This is a genomic window from Suipraeoptans intestinalis (assembly GCF_034091795.1).
Taxonomy (GTDB): Bacteria; Bacillota; Clostridia; order Lachnospirales; family Lachnospiraceae; genus Suipraeoptans; species Suipraeoptans intestinalis.
The window spans coordinates 39,019-61,173 of the sequence record NZ_JAXFXH010000009.1; the positions used below are offsets into that span (position 1 = coordinate 39,019).

Here is a 22,155-nt window from a genome sequence, read left to right on the forward strand (position 1 = left end):
GCCAAAAGTTGAAGGAAAAAGGAAGGATTTCGTGTTTGATATGGAAACTTCCTCTATAAATGGATAGATGGGAAACGGAATATGAAAATCCCCGGCGCCGTTATGGGCTTCCATAACGGCGCCGGGGAAATCACTTTACAGATATTAGGGCAGATCCGCTTTTTTTACCAGGATCAGATGTGAGACAATATAGAAGATCACACCTAAGATAAAGGTAAAGAGGGTGCTGACCAGCACAATGTGCGCAAGAGATTGAGGATTATAAAGATACATCAGGGCACCGGACGACTGGCTTGCCGAGAAGGTGGCCACCGCAGCTGCTACAAAGGACAGCAGGGAAAGAACCGTAGAAATAGAAAAATAAGCGACTACGGAACCAAGGATGCGGTGGCGGGTAAACAGCTGCCCGATCATAACGGAAACATAGACCATGCAAACAGAGGTAAAGCACTGCAAAGCGATCACAACGAGGGATGACAGCACAAGCTGCAGCAGTCCAAAATCGGCAGGTAGTCCCAGGCCGGTCATAATCCGTACCTTATTTTCAAGCAGTGCATTCCAGACTTCCGGCATGGAAATTGTGATGCACAGGGAAACGATGATAAGCAGGAGGTTGGCAATGGCCCAAACGGTACCGGTAATGGTCTTGGAGAGCAGATGCATTCCCCGGGAAACCGGAAGCGTCCGTGTCAGATATCCTTCATCGGAAAACAGGTTCTTGTAAAAATGGACGGCGATGGTGATATAGGTGGCAAAGGAAACTCCGATCAGGAAGAGAATGTAGAGGATCAGAAAGAGTGAAAAGATCACATTCTCATACAAGGGCAGAAATATCCGGACAGCCACAGCAAAAAGAAGCAGAAATCCGTGCATAATCAGCAGGAACCGATTTAATGCCTTAAAATCATGTTTGATTAATTTTCCTAACATTTGAACACCTCCCGAAACAAACTGTCTACAGACTTACCCTGCTGTGTTCGGATATCATCCACAGCAGAATTCAAAACGATCTGCCCCGCTTTTAAGAACAGGACCCGGTCCAAAATATTTTCCACATCCTGGATCAGATGGGTGGATAAAAGAACGGTGGCATTTTCATTGTAGTTGCCGATGATCGTTTTTAAAATATAATCTCTGGCGGCAGGATCGACGCCGCCAATGGGCTCGTCCAGTACATAGAGCTGTGCGTTCCTGCTCATGGTCAAGATCAGATGCAGCTTCTCCTTGGTACCTTTTGACAAGGATTTGATGCGGGCCTTCAGATCGATGTTCAAATCCTCCAACATGTGGATGGCGCGGTCGCGCTGGAAATCTTCATAAAAATCTTCAAAATAAGTCAAGGCCTGAGAAATCTGCCAGGAATCATTAAGAGAAAATCTGTCGGGCAAATAAGAAACAATTCCCTTTGTCTCTGCACCGGGGATCTGTCCGTCGATCAGGACGCTTCCGGAGGAAGGAGAAAGGATATCGTTGATCAGTTTGATTAGCGTAGTCTTGCCGCTTCCGTTGGGACCTAACAGGCCGACGATCTGCCCTCTTTCCAGGGTCAGGTTGACGTTGTTTAGTGCAATGTGGTTGGAAGAATAGACCTTAGTCAAACCAATGCATTCTAAAATGGGATTCATGTGTTAAGCCTCCTTTATTGCTGACTGAATGAGTTGAAGAATCTCTTCCCGGGAAAGCCCCAGGAGAGTCATACGTTCCATAAATTCCTGAACATGCTGCGCTGCCAGTTGTGTTTTGAGTTGTGTAAGCATCTGTTCATCCTCCGTAATAAATCTTCCGCTGGTTCGTTTTGAGTAGACCAGCCCGAGTCTCTCCAGCTCGGAAAATGCTTTCTGCATCGTATTGGGATTGACGGCAGCTTCCAAAGCCAGTTCTCTGACGGAAGGGAGCCGGTCCCCACAGGTATAGATACCAGATACGATATCCTGCTGGATGCGTTCCATCAGCTGCAGGTAGAGAGGACGGTCATTGTCCAGCTTCCAAGCCATAAGTGTTCACCTCCAGATTGATTGTGTTATTTGATTAATACAATCGAATAATAATACAAAAAGCATGGGAAGTCAATAGGGTTTTGAAAAATAAAAAAAGAAGGAGCGTCGAACTTTCGGCGGAAACGGAAGAGCCGGAAGACTTTCGGTTTCTAAAGAAAGGAGGTTCTCATACTACGCAACGTGTGGTAAAATAGCTGGCAGAGAAAGAAGAGATCTCCGGCAGCAAAGGAGATCTCTATAAGGAGGAAAACATGAAAAAGATCAGGGAATATATGGAAGAAGAGATCCAGCAGGCCTTTTTGGAGGCGGGGTATGAGGCGGAGTACGGAAAAGTGACGCTGTCCAACCGGCCGGATCTGTGCGAATATCAGTGTAACGGGGCCATGGCGGGAGCGAAGGCATTCCGGAAAGCGCCCATCAAGATCGCGCAGGAAGTGGCGGAAAGATTAAAAGACAGCCGGTGGTTAAAGGAAGTTTCCGTGGCTCCTCCGGGATTCCTGAACCTGACCCTGAAAGAGGAAAGCTTGGCGGAATATCTTGGCCGGATGCAAAGAGAAGATCTGGGGCTGACTCAGGTAGAAGAACCGCAGACGATCCTGGTGGATTACGGCGGACCCAATGTAGCCAAGCCTCTGCATGTAGGGCATCTTCGGTCTGCCATCATCGGGGAAAGCGTGAAGCGGATGGGCCGTAAAATGGGACACCGCGTTCTGGGCGATATCCACCTGGGAGACTGGGGATATCAGATGGGCCTGATCATTACCGAGCTGAAGCAAAGACAGCCGCAGCTTCCGTATTTTCAGGAAGGAGCCGATGACTTTCCGGAGGAAGCGCCGTTTACCATAGGAGAACTGGAAGAGATCTATCCTACTGCAAGCCAGAAAGCGAAAGCGGACGAAGCCTACAGAGAAGAAGCGCTGGAAGCGACAAAACAGCTGCAATACGGACACAAAGGGTATCTTGCCATCTGGCGGCATATTATGAAGGTGTCCACTGCCGATTTGAAGAAAAATTACGATCGACTGAAGGTCAGCTTCGATCTGTGGAGAGGAGAATCTGACGCGCAGAAAGATATTCCGGATATGATCAGCTGGCTGAAAAAAGAGGGGCTGGCGCATATGGACCAGGGAGCGCTGGTGATCGATGTGGCAGAGGCTACAGATACCAAGGAGGTGCCGCCCTGTATGATCCAGAAGTCAGACGGGGCCTCTTTGTACGGAACCACAGACCTGGCCACTCTGATCCAAAGAGAAAGAGAATTTCAGCCGGATCAGGTAGTATATGTGGTAGATAAAAGACAGGAACTGCATTTTGTCCAGGTGTTTAGGGCAGCCAAAAAAACGGGAATCGTCGGGGAGGATACAAAGCTGTCCTTCCTTGGGTTCGGCACAATGAACGGCAAAGACGGGAAGCCCTTCAAGACCAGGGAAGGCGGAGTGATGCGTCTGGAATATCTGATTCAGGAGATTACCGATAACATGTATGAGAAGATCAGCGCAAACCGTACCGTCAGCGAAGAAGAAGGAAGAGAAACGGCGAAGCTGGTGGGGCTGGCAGCCATCAAATACGGAGATCTTTCCAACCAGGCTTCCAAAGACTACATTTTTGACGTGGACCGCTTCACTTCTTTTGAAGGGAACACGGGGCCGTATATTCTCTACACCATCGTTCGGATCAAATCCATCCTGGCTCGTTATGAAGAGGACGGAGGAAACCTGGATCAGCCGGTGATCCTGCCGCCTGCGGGAGACAGTGAAAAAGAGCTGATGCTGCAGGCTGCCAGGTACAGCGAGGTGATGGAAGGAGCGACACAGGAATTGGCGCCTCACAAGATCTGTGCGTATATTTTTGAATTGTCCAACAGCTTTAATCGATTCTACCATGATACCAGGATCCTGGGAGAGGAGGATGCGGCAAAGAAAGAAAGCTATATCGGTCTGCTTTGCCTGACCAGACAGATCCTGGAAGAATGTATCGATGTGCTGGGCTTTGAAGCGCCGGAGAGAATGTAAATGATGGAAAAGACCAAACGATTATTTGAGACAGATCCTTATCTGAAAACATTTTCGGCCAAAGTGGTATCCTGCCGCCGGGAAGGGGAGGGATGGTTTCTGGCGTTGGATCAGACTGCCTTTTTTCCGGAGGGAGGAGGGCAGTACGGAGATATCGGCTGGATTGACGAGGCAGAGGTGGAGGACACCCAGGAAAGCGACGGAGTGATCTGGCACAGGATGTCGGCCCCTGTTCCGGTGGGAAGGGAAGTAGAGGGGCGGCTGGATTTTGAAAAAAGGTTTGATCGGATGCAGCAGCATACGGGAGAACATATTTTTTCGGGACTGGTCCACCGCCATTTTGGGTATCCCAATGTAGGATTCCACCTGGGAGAGAGGGTCTGCACTATGGATTTTCCGGGAGAGATCACCTGGGAGGAGATCGAAACGCTGGAAGAGGAAGCCAATGAAGCGATCTTTCGAAACCTTCCGGTTTCTGCCGTCCATGTGGACCACCGGGAAGCGCAGCAGATTTCCTTTCGCAGCAAGATAGAGATAGAAGGCCGGATCAGGATCGTTACGGTGGAAGGATATGATGTCTGTGCCTGCTGTGCCCCGCATGTAGCCAGGACGGGGGATATCGGCCTTTTAAAGATCATAGACAGGGTGTCTTACAAAGGGGGCGTCCGGCTGACAGTCGTCTGTGGCAGGAGGGCTTTGCTGGACTATAGAGGGAAAGACCGGGAGACGAAAAGGGTCTCCGCCCTGCTCAGCGCCAAAGGAGAAGAAATTTCCCAGGCAGTTCAAAGGAAGAAAGAGGAACTGGAGGAATGCAGGGAAGTCATCCGTCGCCTGGAGCAGACGCTGCTGGAGCAGAAAGCAAAGGAGATTTTTTGTGAAGCGGAAGAGAAACAGATGGTTTTGGCGGTAGTGGAAGGACTTTCCAAGGAGCAGCCCCGCGGACTGATGAACCTGATCCTGCAGGAGGGGGCGACGTGCTGCGGCGTGTTTCACTTTACGAAGCAGGGAAGCTGTCAATATGTGATAGGAAGCCGGATACTGGATGTACGTCCGCTGAATCTGTGCCTCCTTCAGGAGCTGCCGGGAAAAGGCGGAGGAAAAAAAGAAATGGTACAGGGAAGCCTGACCGCTTCCCCGGAGGAGATCCGGGAATTTTGGAAAAGAAAGACACAGGAGGAACACGGAAGGGAAAGTTAACGGTTTTCTCATAGATTTTACACAGAATAAACACAATTGCGGGATAGACTTTCTTCATAACAATTGATTCCGCCTGAAAGAAGGGCAGGAACCGGCAGAAGAAAGGAGTCTTGTATATGGATCAGGAATATACTTATCATACAGAAGAGGAACAGAAAAAGGCGGAGACGGATGTTTTGGAACCTGCAGAAACGGCATCCGGTGCGGGAGATGCAGAAGGCGGTGCAGCAGAACAGAAGGAAGCGCCTGTAGGAGGCAAGAAAAAGAAAGCGCCGAGATGGGTGAAGATCTGTTGTCTGGGAATGGCGTTTGGCCTTGTGACCGGAACGACTTTCCAGGTGGCGAACTTTGCAACAGGTAAGATCTTGGGGACGACAGGAACCGTAAAGCAGGCAAAGACCACGGGAACCGTCTCCAATACGACCCTGACGACGTCCAAGGGAAGCGTGACAAGCTCGGACATTGCAGAGATCACCAAAAGCGCCATGCCGTCTGTGGTATCCATTACGAATCTCACCGTGCAGCAGGTGCAGGACTTTTTCGGAGGCGTCAGAGAACAGAAAAGCACTGCTGTGGGATCGGGGATCATTATTGGGCAGAATGAGAAGGAACTGCTGATCGTGACAAACAACCACGTGATCGAAGGCAGCGGTAATCTGACGGTATCTTTTATTGACGAAGAAAGCGTGGAGGCAAATATAAAAGGGACAGACGCCAACAGAGACCTGGCGGTACTGGCGGTGGATCTTTCTCAGATCAAAAGCTCCACCATGGATCAGATCGCAGTAGCGACCCTGGGAGATTCTTCCAAGCTACAGGTAGGAGAGACTACCATCGCCATTGGAAATGCGCTGGGGTACGGACAGTCTGTTACCACCGGCATTGTATCTGCCTTAAACAGGGAGCTGGAAGGCTTTGACGGAAAATTGATCCAGACGGATGCGGCCATCAATCCGGGAAACAGCGGAGGGGCGTTGCTGAACGCCAAAGGAGAAGTCATTGGGATTAATACCATTAAGGTGGCGACGGATCAGGTAGAAGGGATGGGATATGCGATTCCGATATCTGACGCCCAGGATATTATCACCAATCTGATGAATCAGGAAACCAAGACGAAAGTCACTGCATCGGAGAGAGGATATCTGGGGATCCAGGGAGTGGATGTCAATGAGGAAAGCGCCAAAATGTACAATATCCCCACAGGAGTCTACGTATCCGAAGTGATAAGCGGAAGCGGAGCAGAAAAAGCGGGTCTGGAAAAAGGCATGATCATTACCAAGCTGGAAGGATCCTCTGTTTCCAATATGCAGACACTGAAGGAACAGTTGCAGTATTACAAAGCCGGCGATACGGTGAAGGTGACTGTCAGTGTACAGGGAAAAGACGGAGGCTATGGGGAGAAAGAAGTGTCTGTTACGCTGACAGAGCAGAATTAGAAACCTGTTGGAGATAATTGAAAGTAGTGGCGGAAACGGAAAAGACAGATAATAAAAGGCACGCCGGATGTAGCGCCATAGAAGAGAATATAACGGGAGTATATAACGGACACAGCGGAAGATTCCGCAGTGTCCGTTTTTGGCAGAAAGTGCTGAAGCGTAGAAAGGATCCTTCAAACCGGCAGACAGCCGCCAAAGCTTACGAAAACCGGGGAAAGGCTGGTTGTCTGCCACTGTGGGAGGGATCCCGGACTTTTGCCGTTGTAGAGGAAATTTGCAGCTCCTGCCTCCTGCTTGACAAATGGGTAGAGAGATGCTTTAATAAACATATACCCTACGGGGGTATAAGAAAGGAGGAGGCTTATGACCACAAAACAATACAAAATAGCAGGGATGAGCTGTGCAGCCTGCTCGGCAGCGGTAGAGAAGGTGACAGGAAAGCTGAAAGGTGTTTCTGCAAGCAGCGTCAATCTGACCACAGGGATCTTGACCATTACTTTTGATGAAAAAGAAGTGGGAGAGGAGGCGATTAAAAGCAAGGTAATCCGTGCAGGATTTGGAATAGAGGAAAAAGAAGAGGAAACGAGGCAGGAAACAAAACTACGCAGGGAAAAGGAAGAGAAAAAGCAGACGGCAATGAAACGGACTGTGTGGACAAACATCCTGCTGTCACTCCCTCTTCTGTACCTGTCTATGGGACATATGCTGCCGGTGCCGCTTCCTCTTCCGAATATAGTATCGATGGAAAAACACCCCCTGTATTTTGCGGCGGCGCAGTGGATCCTGACAACGATCATCCTGATCAACGGCAGAAGATTCTACGTGTCCGGACTGAAAAAGCTGTTTCGCGGGATCCCCAACATGGACTCGCTGGTAGCTGTCGGAACGGGAAGTGCATACCTGTACAGCCTGGTGATGCTGTGGAACATCCAAAGAGGAGGAGACCATGTACACCATCTGTATTTTGAGTCGGCGGCTATTGTGGTGACACTGGTTATGCTTGGGAAATACCTGGAAGAAAGAAGCAAGGGAAAGACGTCGGATGCCATCCAAAAATTAGTGAAACTGACGCCGGACCGGACGATCCTGGTAAAGAAAGGGCAGCAGACGGAAGTTCTGATCGAAGAGATCCGTCCGGGAGACCGGATCCTGATCCGCCCGGGAGACCGAATCCCTCTGGACGGAGAAGTGATCGAAGGGGTTACCAGTGTAGACGAGTCTATGCTGACAGGAGAAAGCATTCCCGTAGAAAAAGAAGCGGGAAGTAAAGTAACCGGAGGCAGCATGAATTATCAGGGAGCCATTACGGTACGGGTGGAAAAAACAGGAGAAGATACCACACTGGCAAAGATCATACGTCTGATGGAGGAGGCTCAGGGAAAAAAGGCCCCCATTTCCAAACTGGCAGATAAGGCGGCAGGCTATTTTGTTCCGGCTGTCATGGTCATTGCCCTGACAGCGGCGGTTGTCTGGGCGCTGCTGGGCTATGAACGCTCCTTTGTACTCAATGTATTTGTGTCTGTACTGGTGATCGCCTGCCCCTGCGCTCTGGGGCTTGCGACTCCGACGACCATCATGGTAGGCACCGGACTGGGAGCGGGCAACGGGATTTTGATTAAAAGTGGAGAAGCGTTGGAAACCGCTCACAGGGCAGATACGGTGGTACTGGATAAGACCGGAACGATCACCAGAGGGACGCCGCAGGTCACAGGGATCCTGCCGGCGGACAAGGCGGAAGAGGTGCTGGCTCTGGCGGCCTCCTGCGAACGATCTTCGGAGCATCCTCTGGGAAGAGCCATTGTAGAACGGGCGAAAGAAAAAGGGTCAGAGTTTTTTGAGACGGAAGAGTTTACCAGTATAACAGGAAAGGGGATCGGGGCAAAGATCCGGGGGAAAGCGTATCTCCTTGGAAACGGAAAACTGTTGAAAGAGGCGGGGATTTTCCCGGGAGATTATGAGAAAACCGCCAAGGAAGCGGCAAACAGGGGAGAGACTCCCATGTATCTGGTAGAGGAAGGACAGGTAAAAGGGCTGATCCTGGTAGCGGATACCATCTGGGACACCAGCCGGGAAGCGATCCGGAAACTGAAGGAGATGGGACTGCAGACGGTCATGTTGACGGGAGACACGCAGCTGACAGCAGAATACATCGGCAGACAGGTGGAGATAGACCGGGTGATCGCAGAAGTTTTGCCTCAGGATAAAGCAAGTGTTGTGGAAGAGTTGCAAAAGAAAGGCCGTCGGGTTATTATGGTAGGAGACGGCGTCAATGATGCCCCGGCTCTGGTACAGGCAGATGTGGGGATCGCGATGGGAAAAGGAAGCGATATCGCCATCGACTCAGGCGATGTGGTATTGATGAAGCAGGATCTGCGGGGAGTGGAAAAAGCCATCCGGTTAAGCCATGCGACCATTGCCAATATCAAACAAAACCTGTTCTGGGCATTTTTCTATAATGTATGCGGCATTCCACTGGCAGCAGGAGTGTTCTACGGCTGGAATCATGTATTGCTAAGTCCGGTTTTTGCAGGACTTGCCATGTCGTTCAGCTCTGTTACGGTGGTGGGAAACGCCCTTAGGTTAAGACGTCTGAAACTCTAGGAGGGACTATGACAGAAAAGGAATGTTGTGTCAGGAAAAAAGTGCGTGAGCAGTCGGAGCATCAGGATATGATCACCAGACTGAACCGCATTGAAGGACAGGTAAGAGGAATCCGCAAGATGGTGGAGGAAGACCGGTACTGCGTGGACATACTGACCCAGGTAATGGCGATCCAGGCAGCGCTGAACAGCTTTAATAAACAGCTTCTGGTCAGCCATATCCACACCTGCGTGGTAGACGATATGAAGGCGGGGAAGGAAGAAGCGGTGGACGAGCTGTGCGCCACCATCCAAAAGCTGATGAAGTAGCAAAGAGATGCCAAAGAACAGACACGTAGGGCGGACGGGAGGAAGCGGGCGCTTTCCAGGGGGAAGACAGCAGATTTCCGGACGATAACGAGAATCCGGAGGTTTCCGGAAGAATGGAGGAAGATCATGTCGGTCATTGATGTGAAGGATATGCACTGTGAAAAATGCGTGGAAAGGATCACGGGACTCTTAACAGAAGAAGGACTTGGGTTTGAAGTGGATCTAAAGGAAAGGACCGTGACGGTGGACGGAGATTTCAAGGAAGTCAATACGGCAATAGAAGCGCTGGAGGATCTCGGCTTTTCACCAAAGCTTCGATTTTAAAAAGGCAGGAGAGCAGTCTGCCGGACAGAGAAAAGGAGGGGGCGTCAATGAAATGTCCATTTTGTAAAGGCGAGTTGACAGAAAGTAAAAAAAATCCGGAGTATATGCTTTGTTACGCTTGCAGGAAGAAGTTTAAAAAACCGCAGCAGATGACAGCAGATGAAGGAAAACAGAAGGGAAAAAGGGACAGCCGGCCGGAAGACCCGGAAGAAAAAGAGAAGCGGTTCCGTGAAGAAAAAAGAAGGCGGAGGCTTCAAAAACAAAAAGAGCAACAAGGGGAAGAAACAGAAATACAGGACAACGAGGAATTGCAGGATTTGTTTGAAGAGGAAGAAGGAAGATTTTCCCGGCTTCCCATGATCCTTTTGGCAATTGCGATCCTTGCAGTGGCGGGAGTAATCGTGTATTTACTGTGGTAAAGAGGCAGACGGGGAGTAAGGGAAATGAAAAAAAAGAAAAAAAGCGAAGGGGGCGGTCGGATCAGGGAGCTGTTCCGGCGGCCGCAGCGCATTGATTATAGTCTGCTGGCGATCTTGATGTCACTGATCTGCTTTGGACTTCTGATGCTATACAGCACCAGTTCCTACAGTGCTTCCATGTACTATGGAAAAGGAACTTACTATTTTGGAAAACAGGCGTTTTTTTGTGTGCTGGGATTTGGCGTTATGATGCTGTTTTCCTGTGTCAGATATCAGAAGCTGGGGATGGCTAAATACAAGCTGTTACTTTACTGGGGATCCATTGCAGCCATGGCTTTGGTGTGGACGCCGCTGGGAATTGAGGTGAACGGTGCCAGAAGGTGGATTACCGTGGGGATCGGACAGCTTCAGCCATCGGAGCTGGCAAAGGTCGCCGTGATCCTGGTAATACCGGCGCTGATCTGCCAGAAGGGAAACAAGATACAGTCGCCGGCAGAGTGCCTGAAGATCATCGGGATTGCAGGAATTCCGGCGCTTGCAGCTTATAAGATCACACAAAATCTCAGTGCAGCGATCATCATCGTAGGCATCGCCGTTGTGATGATCTTTGTGATCCACCCTAAGACCAAGCCGTTTTTTTTGTTGGCAGGGATCGGAATGGGACTGGTGGTGGCTCTTCGGATCTATCTGCAGAGATTTGCAGGCACAGATATAGCGGTGGGAAGCTTCCGTTTAGGCAGAATTCTGGTATGGCTGAACCCGGAGGCTTATGCGGACAAGGGAGGCTATCAGACGCTTCAGGCGCTGTATGCCATCAGCTCCGGCGGATTTTTTGGAAAAGGGCTTGGCAACAGTACACAAAAGATGATCATACCGGAGGTACAAAATGATATGATCTTATCGGTGATCTGTGAGGAGCTGGGCGTATTTGGAGTTCTTCTGGTACTGATCCTGTTTGGACTTCTAATCTTCCGGCTGGCAGTGATCGCCCAAAATGCTCCGGATATTTATGGGACACTGGTGGCGACGGGGATCCTGGCGCATATCTTTATCCAGGTCACACTAAACGTGGCGGTTGTGACCAATCTGATCCCAAATACAGGGATCACCCTTCCTTTTATCAGCTATGGAGGGACGGCGACGGTGCTTCTGATGCTGGAAATGGGAGTGGCTATGAGCATTTCATCAGAGATCAAGGTGGAATGACCGCGGCAGTATCCCGAGGGCAAGCCCCGGAAGCTGATCATAGAAATCCCCTTTTCTTCCCGGAAAAAGTATGATATACTGCACCTAGTATTGAAAACCAGGTAAACTAGAAGAGAATAACCGGAAAGTGTGCCGGAGCAGGAAACGGTGCAGAATATAGAGGTTAAGGGAGGTTCTATGAGTTACAAGATCGTGGTAGACAGTTGCGGGGAGCTGACGGAGGAAATGAAAGCTTCGGGATATTTTGAGACGGCGTCTCTTTCCATGGAGGTGGGAGGAAGACACATTCCGGACGACGAGACGTTTGACCAGAAGGAATTTCTCCGGTTGGTGGCCCAAGCGCCGGAATGTCCCAAGTCATCCTGTCCTTCGCCGCAGCGATATATGGAAGCGTGCTGTGGTCAGGAGGAGAGGATTTATATCGTGACACTTTCCAGCCGCCTGAGCGGCTCCTACAACAGCGCGATGCTGGGGCGGAAGCTGTATCTGGAAGAACATCCGCACAAAGACATTTATGTATTTGATTCCCGCTCTGCTTCTGTGGGAGAGACACTGATCGCACTGAAGATCCGGGAATGTGAGCAAAGGGAAATGAGCTTCCAGAAGGTCGTTGATACGGTGGAGGAATATATAAAGGGGCAGAGCACCTACTTTGTCCTGGAAACGCTGGATACCCTTCGGAAAAACGGGCGTTTGACCGGATTGAAGGCGATCATGGCGACGGCGCTCCACATCAAACCGGTTATGACGGCGAATGAGGCAGGAGAGATCGCCGAGGTGGCAAAATGCCGGGGGACAAAAAAAGCACTGAGTAAGCTGGTGGAGGCGGTAGTGCGCAGCGTGCGCTCTCCGCAGGAAAAGATCCTGGCGATCTCCCATTGTAACTGCAGGGAGAGAGCAGAGTCCGTGAAGGCCATGCTGCTGGAAAAGGAAACGTTCGGAGACGTGATCATTCTGGATACGGCAGGGATCAGCAGCATGTACGCAGCGGACGGCGGGATCATCGTGGTGGTATAAAAGTGGTTGTGAAAAAGTGACAGCAGAAAAGGCACAGCAATAGAAAAGCAGGCATGGCAGGAATGTCAGGCAGGATACAGGGAAGGCGTAAGAGAAGAGCACGCTCTCCTGTGGGGAGAAGATACAGGGAAATAAGAGAGAAATCTTCCTTGCCCGGCAAGAAAGGAGAACACAGTGAGTCAGCAGAAAGTAGACAGATATAAGAAAGAAAAAGCCAACAGAAAGCAGACGATCAAAAAAGAAAAGAGGAAGAACGTGATCTGCAAGATGGCGGCGGCAACGGCGGCCGTCGTTGTGGTAGGCGGGATCGGATACAGCATCTATCACACACAGGCGGAGAAGGCTGCAAAAGCAGGAGTGCAGGTGGATTATACGGCGGTAAACCAGCTGGCATCAGAACTGGCGGGGGTATCAGAATAGTCGGCTGCAGGATGGCAAAGAGCTCCCGGAAAGAGGGTGAGAAAGCCTCCTAAACAGTTTGGATGAATGTTTATGCAGGTATTGCTTTGGTTCGACGGAAAAACCTGCGGCGCATGACCTTTCCTTACAACAAAATGACGGATAGAAAGAGTCTCGGAAGCAAACGCTTTCCAGAGACTTTTTTGCTTCATGGGAGGCTGCGCTCCGCAAGAGAAAACCGGCCTTTGTTTATGCAGAAAAATGAGAATTTAAAACCAACAAAATAGCTTGCCTTTCAAATGCTGAAAACACGGAAAAACAGCTGAAAAACAGGGCGTTTCGGGGTGCCTGAAAAAGTGGAAAAACCTGCAAAAAACCAGATGGTTTTGCTTGATAACAAGGAGCTTTGGTGCTATAATTTGAATCATTCAAGGAGTGATGTGAGGAGGAAAACACTCTACTGTACCTTGGATAGATTCGTTGCATTTTTCCATATTGTTTCACAAAAAAAGAACAGGAGGTACTATTCGTATGGAAAAGAAACAAAAATATCCAGTTGCGTTTTGGGTGGCGGGATGTACAGAAATCTTTGAAAGACTTTCTTTCTATCTGGGAAGATCTTTGATTCTGGTTTTCGTCACCACCGCAGTGGCAGCAGGAGGACTTGGTCTTTCTGACACAACGGCTGCATCCATGCAGTCTGACATCACAGCATATTCTTATCTGGCAGGTCTGGTAGGAGCCATCATCGTTGACCGATTTGTGGGAGCCTTTTACACGACGCCGGTGGGTATGCTGATCATTTCGTTTGGATACTTTTCAGGTGCGGCGGCAAAGAGCGCCACAGGAGTATATATCATGATCTTCTGCGTGGCGTTTGGTCTGGGTCTGTTTAAGACCGGCCCCATGATCGGCCGTATCGTAAAGCCGGAGCAGTTGAACTCTGCTTACTCCATTCGTTATTCCCTGGTAAACGTAGGAGCCTTCATCGGACCTTTCGCAGCAGGTATCCTATATCAGGATGTGTTTGCAAAGGGAGAGGTTCTGGGATTCCGCGGGTGCTTCAGACTTGCCGGTATCGTAATGCTTCTGGGATGCGTCTGGTTTACGGTTGGAATGATCCTGAAAGGAAAGGGAGCGGGAAGACGTCCATTCAAATTTGAGAAGACCAAGGAAGAGCTGGAAAGAGAAGAGAGAGAAAAGGCAGAAAAGAAGAATGCTCCGAGACAGAAGATGACCACCATCGAGAAGAAGCGTATCAGCGCCATCGTTCTGATCTCCGCATTCCAGATCGTGTTCTGGCTGTTCTGGTATCTGGCGTACCTGCCGATCTATTATCACTGGGCAGAAAACATGAACTGGTCTGTTGGCGGACTGAAGATCCCGGTTACCTGGGTAGATGCCGTAAACGCATTGTTCTGTGTGATTTCCGGACCATTGACAGCGCTTCTGTGGCAGAAGCTGTCTGCAAGACCGCAGGGAGACTTGAGCTTGTTCAAGAAGCTGGGAATCGGACTTTCCTTCCTGGGAGTTGCTTATATCTACTTTGCGATCCTAGACGTTACAAGAGGCGGAGCAAAGGTAAGCGTACTGGCTCTGATCCTGTTCATGGTATTCCTGACACTGGGCGAGATGTTTTTCTCCCCGCTGGGATCCGCTTTTATCGGACTGTATTCCCCCAGCCGTTATCTTTCCATTATGTCAGCAGTATGGGGACTTGGTATCTTCGCAGCTGCTAAACTTTATGGTAACGTTTACAGCTTTGCGTTCGGCGGAAAGTTTGCCTTCCCGAAAGCTTGTATCGGAGTTGCAATTGTAGCATTTATCTGTACCGTTGTACTTTTCCTGATGGACAACAAACTGACGTCCCTGGTAAAGAAGAAAGACGGAGAAGAATAAAACTGAATAGAGATGGAATAAAGTAACGATATGCCCTTTGGGTCCTTTGGACCTAAGGGGCATTCTAGAAAACAATCCTGAAAATGCAGCGGAAAAAACGGACAGGAGGAAGACTTAAAATGAGTACAGTACCAGAAAGATTGTCGAAATTGCGTGAGCTCATGGTTCGAGACGGTATCGATTACTATATCGTTCCCACGGCGGATTTTCACCAGAGTGAATATGTGGGAGAACACTTTACGGCAAGAAAGTACATCACAGGTTTCTCAGGTTCTGCCGGAACGGCAATGATTGATGCAAAAGAGGCCCGTCTGTGGACGGACGGAAGATACTTCATTCAGGCGGCAGACCAGTTGGAAGGAACGACGGTAGAGCTGATGAAAATGGGTCAGCCGGGAGTTCCGACTCTGACAGAGCATCTGAAGCAGGTGGTGAAGCCGGGTGAGGTCATCGGGTTTGACGGTCGTGTAGTTTCCATGGGAGAAGGCCAGGGCTATGAGGCGGTTGCAGATGCGAAAGAGGCACACATCGTATATACCTGCGATCTGATCGACGAGATCTGGACAGATCGTCCGCCCCTTTCAGAGGAGCCGGCATTTGCACTGGAACTGCAATATGCAGGAGAAACGACAGCAGAAAAGCTGACTCGTATTCGCGAAGCAATGAAGGAGAGCCAGGCGACGGTACACGTAGTGACCACGCTGGATGATATCTGCTGGACATTGAATATGAGAGGAAATGACATTGAGTATTTCCCGCTGGTGCTTTCTTATGCGATCGTGACCATGGACGAGTACCATCTTTACATCCAGGAGAGCAAGCTGTCGGAAGAGATGAAGGCGGCCTTTGCAAAAGACAAAGTAGTGCTGCATCCTTACAATGACATCTACGAGGATGTGAAAAAATACGGAGCCGGCGAGACCCTGCTGGTAGATGCAAAAAACCTGAACTATGCTTTGTATAACAACCTTTCAAAAGACGCAAAGCGGGTGGAAAAGGCAAATCCGGAGATCAGATTCAAGGCGATCAAGAATGCTACGGAGATTGAAAACATCCGTCAGGCGCAGATCAAGGACAGCGTTGCCCATGTGCGTTTTATGAAATGGCTGAAAGAAAACATTGGAAAAGAAGAGATCACGGAGCTGAGTGCGGCGGCAAAGATGGATTCCTTCCGGGAAGAGATGGGCAACTTTATCAGCCCCAGCTTTGAGCCGATCTGTTCTTTCGGAGCCCATGCGGCTATCGTGCATTATGCACCCAGTCCGGAAACGGATATTCCGTTGGGAACGGATGGATTTTTCCTGACAGATACCGGTGCAGGCTTTAAAGAAGGGTCTACGGATATTACCAGAACCTATGCACTGGGCAATATTACCCGGCAGATGAAGGAGGATTTCACGCTGGTTGCCATCAGCAATCTTTCCTTGGCAAACGCCGTGTTTATGAAAGGCTGCAACGGAGTCAATCTGGACAGCTATACCCGCAAGCCGTTTTGGGACAGAAGATTGAATTTCAATCACGGTACAGGTCACGGAGTAGGATACCTTCTGAATATTCATGAAGGCCCGGCAGGGATCCGCTGGCGTTATGTAGCCGGAGATACGGAGCCTTTCGAGGCAGGAATGGTGATCACGGATGAGCCCGGAAGATATATCGAGGGCGCTTACGGGATCCGTCTGGAAAACGAACTTCTGGTGTGTGAAGACGAATTAAACGAATTCGGACAGTTTATGCGGTTTGATGTGATCACTTATGTTCCGTTTGACCTGGATGCCATCGTACCGGAGTTTATGACGGAAGAAGAGAGAAAGCTTCTGAATACCTATCACCAGTCTGTGTTTGAAAAGGTGTCTCCACATCTGAACGAAGAAGAGAAAGAGTGGCTGGCAAGATACACAAGAGCAGTGTAAGCTGAAAAGAGACCGCTTAAGAAGACGGACGGAAAATGAGACGGACGAAAAAGCGAAAACGAAAGAAAATATCCGTATAGAAATAAAAAAGAGAAAAAGGACCCAGATCCTGGCAAAGGAGAAATTCCAAAGCCGGATCCGGGTCCTTTTTTTGCGTGTGAGAGCGATTTCACGAAAAAGAATGAAAAATCGCTTGCATTCCCTGAAAATATGCTATAGAATGTGTGTAAGTGGTAGAAAGTGGTAAGTTGTGGTGAAAAGTGGTAAAACCACATGGCTAAGTGGAAGAAGGTGAGACCAGGTGCTGAAAGGAGAATACAGTCACAACATAGATGCCAAAGGAAGGATGATCATACCTTCCAAGATTCGTGACGGGCTTGGGGAGAAGTTCGTGATCACGAAGGGGATGGATGCGTGTCTGTATGTATACCCGGAAGACGAATGGAATCGCTTTGAAGCACAGTTAAATGCCCTGCCGACAACCACGGACAAAAAGGCCAGACAGTTTGCGTACTTTTTTCAAGGAAGTGCAACGGACGGAGATCTGGATAAACAAGGAAGAACGTTGATTCCATCGGTGCTCAGAGAATTTGCACACCTGGACAAAGAGGTGGTGCTGGTCGGTATGGGGAAGCGTGCCGAAATCTGGGACAAGGCAAGATGGAATGCAGCGAATGCTGAAGTGGAACAGAACATAGAGGAGATCGCCTCCGATATGGAAGCCAGCGGATTCAGTATCTAAGAGGGAGAAGATATGGAATTCAAACACAGGTCGGTTTTATTGGAGGAGACCATAGAGGGTCTTCAGATCCGGAAAGATGGCATCTATGTGGATGGGACACTCGGCGGAGGCGGACATACGCTGGAGATATGTAAACGCCTGGGAGAAAAAGGGAGTATTGTAGGAATAGACCAGGATCAAGCTGCTGTTAGGGCAGCTTCGATCCGCTTAAAGGACTTCGGGGAGAAGGTCACGATAGTTTGGAGCAACTACTGTGATATGAAGTCCGTGCTCCAACAACTGCAGATTGACAAGGTAGATGGGATCATCCTTGATCTGGGCGTATCCTCTTATCAGCTGGATACGGCAGAACGGGGATTCTCCTACCGGGAAGACGCCCCCCTTGATATGCGCATGGATACCCGTCAGGAGAAGACGGCAAGGGACATTGTCAATGGCTATAGTGAGACGGAGCTTTTTCGCGTCATCCGTGACTACGGGGAAGAAAAGTTTGCAAGAAACATTGCAAAAAACATCGTAGAGCGACGTGAGAAAGCTCCCATCTGCACTACAGGGGAGCTGACGGATATCATACGCAGTTCCATTCCGATGAAATTTCAAAAGAAAGGCGGACATCCGGCAAAGCGTACCTTTCAGGCGATCCGGATCGAACTGAACAAGGAACTGGAGGTTTTGCGAGAGTCGCTGGATGATATGATAGAGCTTCTGAATCCGGGCGGCAGGCTTTGTATTATCACCTTTCATTCCCTGGAGGACAGGATCGTGAAAAACGCTTTTCGCAAAAATGAAGATCCCTGTATCTGTCCGTCGGATTTTCCGGTCTGTGTATGCGGACGGACATCCAAAGGGAAGGTGATCACCAGGAAGCCTATCTTACCCTCTTCCGAAGAGATGGAAGAAAACAGCCGCTCCAAAAGTGCAAAGCTTAGGATCTTCCAAAAGGGTTTTGCTGAAGGAGCATAAAAATCAGTGCAGATACAAAAAGCCGGAAGGCGCGGCGTAAAAAGAGAAGGAAAAGATCGCAGCATGGAAGCTGTATAAAGATTTGAAAAAATATAGATGTAGCAAAAAAGAAACGTATAAGGCGGGCAGGACCGTACAAGAATTTACACAGGAGAGAAAGGCAGGTGAAAAAGATGGCAGGGGAAAGAAATTATGCTTCCGGAAATCGCAGATATGACCAGGGAAGATATGAAAGCTATGGCAGAAGCGCCCGGACAGGGACTTATGTGTATGGCAATGCAGTGGAGAATCCGGTTTACACACCGGAAAGACGGCAGAAAGTACAGGAGCCGAAAAGGCAGGTCAGCAGGCAGGTAAAAAGAAACCGGAGGAGAGCGGCCAGAATGAGCCGGGGATATGCCGTCTTTTTAGGGTTGTCTTTCGCTTTGGTGATGGCTATGGGAGTCTATTATGTCAGACTGCAAAATAATGTAGCGGCAGGAAACCGCAATATTATTTACCTGCAGAATGAGCTGACCAGCCTGAAGGAAAAGAATACTACGGACTATAATGCCGTTATGAATTCCATGAATCTGGAGGCAGTCAGACAGAGAGCCCAAAACGACCTGGGAATGATTTACGCCTCTCCGCAGCAGATGATAGAGTATACCAATCCGGTGGGAGATTATGTAAAGAAATACGAGGCGATCCCAAGCAGCGGAAAGATATCAAAGCATAAGTGATGAGTGGGATGACACAAAAGGTATCCAAAGTAAAAAGATAGCCCCGGCAGTGGAAGCATAGCAATCTTCTGCCAGCGAAACAGTGGGGAGAGTTCTATGGCAAGAAAGAGACGCAACTTTTTTAACCGAAAAGCTTCTACAGTGATGCAGCGAAAGCTGATCGTTCTAATACTCCTGGTAGCAGGAGTTTTTGCCTGTTTGGCGGGATATATTATGTGGGAAACAGGCAGATACAAGGACGAATATACCAGAAAGGTCCTGGATCAGCAGGAGTATGGAGGCCGTGTGATCCCATTTAAGAGGGGGGATATCCTGGATCGAGGCGGTACCGTTTTGGCTACCAGTGAAAAAGTATATAACGTGGCACTGGACATCGTGGAAGCAAAGAAGACGGAGAAGTCTTTGGAGGAAACGTTGAGTGTACTGGAAGAATGCTTTGGGATCTCCAGACAGGAGGTAAAGACGCTGATGGAAGAGAATCCAAAGCTGCGCTATACCATTCTGAAAAAGGGTGTGGATTATGCCACGGCTGAAACCTTTGAAAAGAAGAAAGAAGACGGAGAGCATTCCCTGAATCTTCAGGGAGTCTGGCTGGAAGAAAATTATGCAAGAACATATCCCTACAATACGTTGGCATCGGACGTGATCGGATTTGTATCAGACGGAAACCAGGGAAGCACCGGCCTGGAAGCCTCCTATAACGGGATCCTAAACGGAACCGACGGCAGGGAATATGGATATCAGGGGAAAGACGAGACGCTGCAGCGGTCGGTAAAGGAAGCGGAAAATGGAAGTACGCTGGTTACCACCATAGACCTTCAGGTACAAAGCATCGTAGAGAAGCATATCCTTGCGTTTAATGAAGCACATAAAAATGAAGCGACAGAGGGAGAAGGAAGTAAGACGACGGCCGTACTTGTGATGAATCCACAAAACGGAGAAATTCTGGCAGAAGCTTCTTATCCCAATTACGATCTGAACCACCCGTCCGACCTAAGCAGGTATTACAGTGAGGAAAAGCAGAAAGAGATGTCGGATGAGGAAAAAAACAAGGTGCTCAACGAACTTTGGAATAATTTTTGTGTCAGCGCCACTTATGAACCGGGATCTACATTCAAGCCTTTTACCATGGCGGCAGCCCTGGAAACCGGGGTTTTGTCAGGGGAAGAAACACTTTACTGCGGATCTATGCTGCATGTAGGAGATCATGATATTTACTGTTATGACAAGACGGCGCATGGGACGCAGACGCTAAAGCAGGTGATGGAAAATTCCTGTAATGTAGGCCTGATGCAGATCGGAGCCGCCATGGGGGCGGAGGCATTCTGCAAATACCAGAAGCTGTTCGGATTTGGAGAGTATACGGGAGTGGATCTTCCGGGGGAAGGAGAAACAGAAGGATTGCTCTATACGCCCGAAAATATGGATCCGGCCAGTCTTGCGACGAATGCATTTGGGCAGAATTTTAACGTGACCATGACACAGATGGCGGCATCCTTCAGCGCGCTGATCAATGGGGGGGACTATTATAAACCTCATTTGGTAAAGCAGATTCAGGATGAACAGGGGAACGTGACAGAAAATAAGGAACCTGTGATTGCCAAAAAGATCATTTCCAAAGAAACCTGTGAAGTGATCAAGGACCAGCTGCTGGGAGTGGTGGAAGAAGGAACCGGGAAGTCTGCGAAAGTAGAAGGATACGATATTGGAGGAAAGACCGGTACGGCAGAAAAGCTGCCAAGAAATAACGGGAAATATCTGGTATCTTTTATAGGATATGTGCCTCAGGAGAAGCCGGAGGTGGTGATCTATGTGGTGATCGACGAGCCTAATGTGGGAAATCAGGCAGTCAGCAGTTACGCAACCCGTCTGTCGGCAGATATTATGGCGGAGATACTTCCTTACCTGGGAGTGGAAAAAGTAGCGGAAACCCAGGGACAGGCGGCAGATGCGAACGGTTCTGCCACGCAGACCGGCAGTACACAGCCATAAAGAAAACAAGAAGCTACTCAGCAAAGTACGCAGAGAGGATAGGATTATGAACGAAAAAGTATGGCTGCCGATTCTGGCAGGATTTGCGGTAAGTGCCATTTTGGGACCTGTGATCATACCGGTGCTACAGAAAATGAAGATGGGACAGACGGAGCGGGAAGAAGGAGTGCAGGCACATTTAAAAAAAGCAGGAACCCCCACGATGGGCGGAGTGATCTTCCTGCTTAGCATTACACTGGTCTCTCTTTTCTATGTCAGGGAATTTCCTCACGTGATCCCTGTCCTGTTTGTGACACTGGGCTTCGGCCTGATCGGATTTTGGGACGATTACCTGAAGGTTGTAAAAAAGGATCCCGACGGTCTGCTGCCCAAGCAGAAAATGGCATTACAGATAGGCGTGACGGCCATATTTGCTTTCTATATGATCCGGTTTACCGACGTGTCTTTGGCAATGCGGATCCCGTTTTTAAAAGACACCATGCTGGATATCGGCTGGCTGGCGATTCCGCTTATGTTTTTTGCCGTGATCGGTACAGTGAACGGAGTGAATTTTACAGACGGACTGGATGGTTTGGCTTCTACTGTGACGACAGTGGTAGCAGGATTTTTTACAATGACAAGCCTCTGGCTCTCCGGAGGGATAGAGCCGATTACGTCAGCAGTACTGGGAGCTCTTCTTGGGTTTTTGCTCTACAACGTTTATCCGGCCAAGGTCTTTATGGGAGATACCGGATCCCTGGCGCTGGGCGGGTTTGTGGCAGCGTCGGCTTATATGCTTCAGATGCCGGTATTTATCGTGATCATAGGCCTGATCTATCTGGTGGAAGTGCTATCTGTGATGATACAGGTAACTTACTTTAAAAAAACAGGCGGAAAGAGAATTTTTAAAATGGCTCCCATTCATCATCATTTTGAGTTGTGCGGATGGTCGGAGACCAGAGTGGTAGCCGTGTTTGGGATCCTGACGATCCTGCTTTGCATCATCGGATTTTTGGCAGTGTAAGGAGATGA

General features: G+C 49.3%; 20 protein-coding genes. 17 read left to right on the plus strand and 3 right to left on the minus strand.

Translation table 11 applies throughout. The features are described from left to right. Positions 1–144 precede the first annotated feature (144 nt). The 3 genes from SOW26_RS03165 to SOW26_RS03175 are packed head-to-tail and all read right to left on the minus strand — an operon-like array spanning position 145 to position 1,994. Complete coding sequence (locus SOW26_RS03165) at positions 145–930, minus strand: hypothetical protein (RefSeq protein ID WP_276958513.1); 786 nt, start codon at positions 928–930, stop codon at positions 145–147. Then, complete coding sequence (locus SOW26_RS03170; protein ID WP_276958512.1) at positions 924–1,625, minus strand: ABC transporter ATP-binding protein; 702 nt, start codon at positions 1,623–1,625, stop codon at positions 924–926. The genes SOW26_RS03165 and SOW26_RS03170 overlap by 7 nt, the downstream gene beginning before the upstream one ends. A gap of 3 nt (positions 1,626–1,628) precedes the next feature. Continuing rightward, positions 1,629–1,994, minus strand: a complete 366-nt coding sequence (locus SOW26_RS03175) for a GntR family transcriptional regulator (RefSeq protein WP_276958511.1) — start codon at positions 1,992–1,994, stop codon at positions 1,629–1,631. A gap of 254 nt (positions 1,995–2,248) precedes the next feature. Between SOW26_RS03175 and argS the strand changes: the two genes are divergently transcribed. The 17 genes from argS to mraY all read left to right on the plus strand — a co-directional run bounded on the left by argS (position 2,249) and on the right by mraY (position 22,147). Further along, positions 2,249–4,009: an arginine--tRNA ligase gene (argS, locus tag SOW26_RS03180; RefSeq protein ID WP_320651877.1), complete on the plus strand. Its 1,761-nt coding sequence runs from the start codon at positions 2,249–2,251 to the stop codon at positions 4,007–4,009. After that, positions 4,010–5,206, plus strand: a complete 1,197-nt coding sequence (locus SOW26_RS03185; protein WP_320651878.1) for an alanyl-tRNA editing protein — start codon at positions 4,010–4,012, stop codon at positions 5,204–5,206. A 116-nt stretch (positions 5,207–5,322) separates the two neighbouring features. Further along, positions 5,323–6,642, plus strand: coding sequence for a S1C family serine protease (locus SOW26_RS03190; protein WP_320651879.1), 1,320 nt, complete (start codon positions 5,323–5,325; stop codon positions 6,640–6,642). A 363-nt stretch (positions 6,643–7,005) separates the two neighbouring features. Continuing rightward, positions 7,006–9,243, plus strand: a complete 2,238-nt coding sequence (locus SOW26_RS03195) for a heavy metal translocating P-type ATPase (protein WP_320651880.1) — start codon at positions 7,006–7,008, stop codon at positions 9,241–9,243. 8 nt (positions 9,244–9,251) lie between these two features. After that, a complete protein-coding gene (locus tag SOW26_RS03200; protein ID WP_154478189.1) occupies positions 9,252–9,551 on the plus strand; it encodes a metal-sensing transcriptional repressor in 300 nt (99 codons plus the stop codon). Positions 9,552–9,677: 126 nt separating this feature from the next. Continuing rightward, positions 9,678–9,875, plus strand: a complete 198-nt coding sequence (locus tag SOW26_RS03205; RefSeq protein ID WP_320651881.1) for a heavy-metal-associated domain-containing protein — start codon at positions 9,678–9,680, stop codon at positions 9,873–9,875. 47 nt (positions 9,876–9,922) lie between these two features. Further along, entirely contained in the window at positions 9,923–10,294 is a 372-nt protein-coding gene (locus SOW26_RS03210; protein ID WP_276958505.1) for a hypothetical protein, read from the plus strand. Positions 10,295–10,318: 24 nt separating this feature from the next. Next, a complete protein-coding gene (locus SOW26_RS03215; protein WP_276958504.1) occupies positions 10,319–11,500 on the plus strand; it encodes an FtsW/RodA/SpoVE family cell cycle protein in 1,182 nt (393 codons plus the stop codon). Positions 11,501–11,677: 177 nt separating this feature from the next. After that, positions 11,678–12,517 (plus strand): DegV family protein, encoded by an 840-nt coding sequence (locus SOW26_RS03220; protein ID WP_276958689.1) that lies wholly within the window; start codon positions 11,678–11,680, stop codon positions 12,515–12,517. Positions 12,518–12,691: 174 nt separating this feature from the next. Beyond that, positions 12,692–12,937: a hypothetical protein gene (locus SOW26_RS03225; protein WP_276958690.1), complete on the plus strand. Its 246-nt coding sequence runs from the start codon at positions 12,692–12,694 to the stop codon at positions 12,935–12,937. Between the two features lie 510 nt (positions 12,938–13,447). Next, the gene (locus SOW26_RS03230) at positions 13,448–14,815 is read left to right on the plus strand and encodes a peptide MFS transporter (RefSeq protein ID WP_276958691.1); all 1,368 of its coding nucleotides are present in this window, start codon (positions 13,448–13,450) and stop codon (positions 14,813–14,815) included. A 119-nt stretch (positions 14,816–14,934) separates the two neighbouring features. Further along, on the plus strand, positions 14,935–16,725 hold the full coding sequence (locus SOW26_RS03235; protein WP_276958692.1) for an aminopeptidase P family protein: 1,791 nt from the start codon (positions 14,935–14,937) through the stop codon (positions 16,723–16,725). Positions 16,726–17,026: 301 nt separating this feature from the next. Next, a complete protein-coding gene (mraZ, locus tag SOW26_RS03240; RefSeq protein ID WP_276958693.1) occupies positions 17,027–17,467 on the plus strand; it encodes a division/cell wall cluster transcriptional repressor MraZ in 441 nt (146 codons plus the stop codon). A gap of 12 nt (positions 17,468–17,479) precedes the next feature. Next, positions 17,480–18,430: a 16S rRNA (cytosine(1402)-N(4))-methyltransferase RsmH gene (gene rsmH / locus SOW26_RS03245; protein WP_276958694.1), complete on the plus strand. Its 951-nt coding sequence runs from the start codon at positions 17,480–17,482 to the stop codon at positions 18,428–18,430. Between the two features lie 164 nt (positions 18,431–18,594). Then, on the plus strand, positions 18,595–19,152 hold the full coding sequence (locus SOW26_RS03250; RefSeq protein ID WP_330683559.1) for a hypothetical protein: 558 nt from the start codon (positions 18,595–18,597) through the stop codon (positions 19,150–19,152). A 96-nt stretch (positions 19,153–19,248) separates the two neighbouring features. Then, positions 19,249–21,144 carry a peptidoglycan D,D-transpeptidase FtsI family protein gene (locus SOW26_RS03255; RefSeq protein WP_320651882.1) on the plus strand — a complete coding sequence of 632 codons (1,896 nt, stop codon included), beginning with the start codon at positions 19,249–19,251 and terminating at the stop codon, positions 21,142–21,144. Positions 21,145–21,190: 46 nt separating this feature from the next. Beyond that, on the plus strand, positions 21,191–22,147 hold the full coding sequence (mraY, locus tag SOW26_RS03260; RefSeq protein WP_320651883.1) for a phospho-N-acetylmuramoyl-pentapeptide-transferase: 957 nt from the start codon (positions 21,191–21,193) through the stop codon (positions 22,145–22,147). Positions 22,148–22,155 lie beyond the last annotated feature (8 nt).

Coding starts and splice junctions, on each gene's coding strand:
- SOW26_RS03165 (WP_276958513.1), bottom strand. CDS start 930: ATGTTAGGAAAATTAATCAAACATGATTTTAAGGCATTAAATCGGTTC.
- SOW26_RS03170 (WP_276958512.1), bottom strand. CDS start 1,625: ATGAATCCCATTTTAGAATGCATTGGTTTGACTAAGGTCTATTCTTCC.
- SOW26_RS03175 (WP_276958511.1), bottom strand. CDS start 1,994: ATGGCTTGGAAGCTGGACAATGACCGTCCTCTCTACCTGCAGCTGATG.
- argS (WP_320651877.1), top strand. CDS start 2,249: ATGAAAAAGATCAGGGAATATATGGAAGAAGAGATCCAGCAGGCCTTT.
- SOW26_RS03185 (WP_320651878.1), top strand. CDS start 4,010: ATGATGGAAAAGACCAAACGATTATTTGAGACAGATCCTTATCTGAAA.
- SOW26_RS03190 (WP_320651879.1), top strand. CDS start 5,323: ATGGATCAGGAATATACTTATCATACAGAAGAGGAACAGAAAAAGGCG.
- SOW26_RS03195 (WP_320651880.1), top strand. CDS start 7,006: ATGACCACAAAACAATACAAAATAGCAGGGATGAGCTGTGCAGCCTGC.
- SOW26_RS03200 (WP_154478189.1), top strand. CDS start 9,252: ATGACAGAAAAGGAATGTTGTGTCAGGAAAAAAGTGCGTGAGCAGTCG.
- SOW26_RS03205 (WP_320651881.1), top strand. CDS start 9,678: ATGTCGGTCATTGATGTGAAGGATATGCACTGTGAAAAATGCGTGGAA.
- SOW26_RS03210 (WP_276958505.1), top strand. CDS start 9,923: ATGAAATGTCCATTTTGTAAAGGCGAGTTGACAGAAAGTAAAAAAAAT.
- SOW26_RS03215 (WP_276958504.1), top strand. CDS start 10,319: ATGAAAAAAAAGAAAAAAAGCGAAGGGGGCGGTCGGATCAGGGAGCTG.
- SOW26_RS03220 (WP_276958689.1), top strand. CDS start 11,678: ATGAGTTACAAGATCGTGGTAGACAGTTGCGGGGAGCTGACGGAGGAA.
- SOW26_RS03230 (WP_276958691.1), top strand. CDS start 13,448: ATGGAAAAGAAACAAAAATATCCAGTTGCGTTTTGGGTGGCGGGATGT.
- SOW26_RS03235 (WP_276958692.1), top strand. CDS start 14,935: ATGAGTACAGTACCAGAAAGATTGTCGAAATTGCGTGAGCTCATGGTT.
- rsmH (WP_276958694.1), top strand. CDS start 17,480: ATGGAATTCAAACACAGGTCGGTTTTATTGGAGGAGACCATAGAGGGT.
- SOW26_RS03255 (WP_320651882.1), top strand. CDS start 19,249: ATGGCAAGAAAGAGACGCAACTTTTTTAACCGAAAAGCTTCTACAGTG.
- mraY (WP_320651883.1), top strand. CDS start 21,191: ATGAACGAAAAAGTATGGCTGCCGATTCTGGCAGGATTTGCGGTAAGT.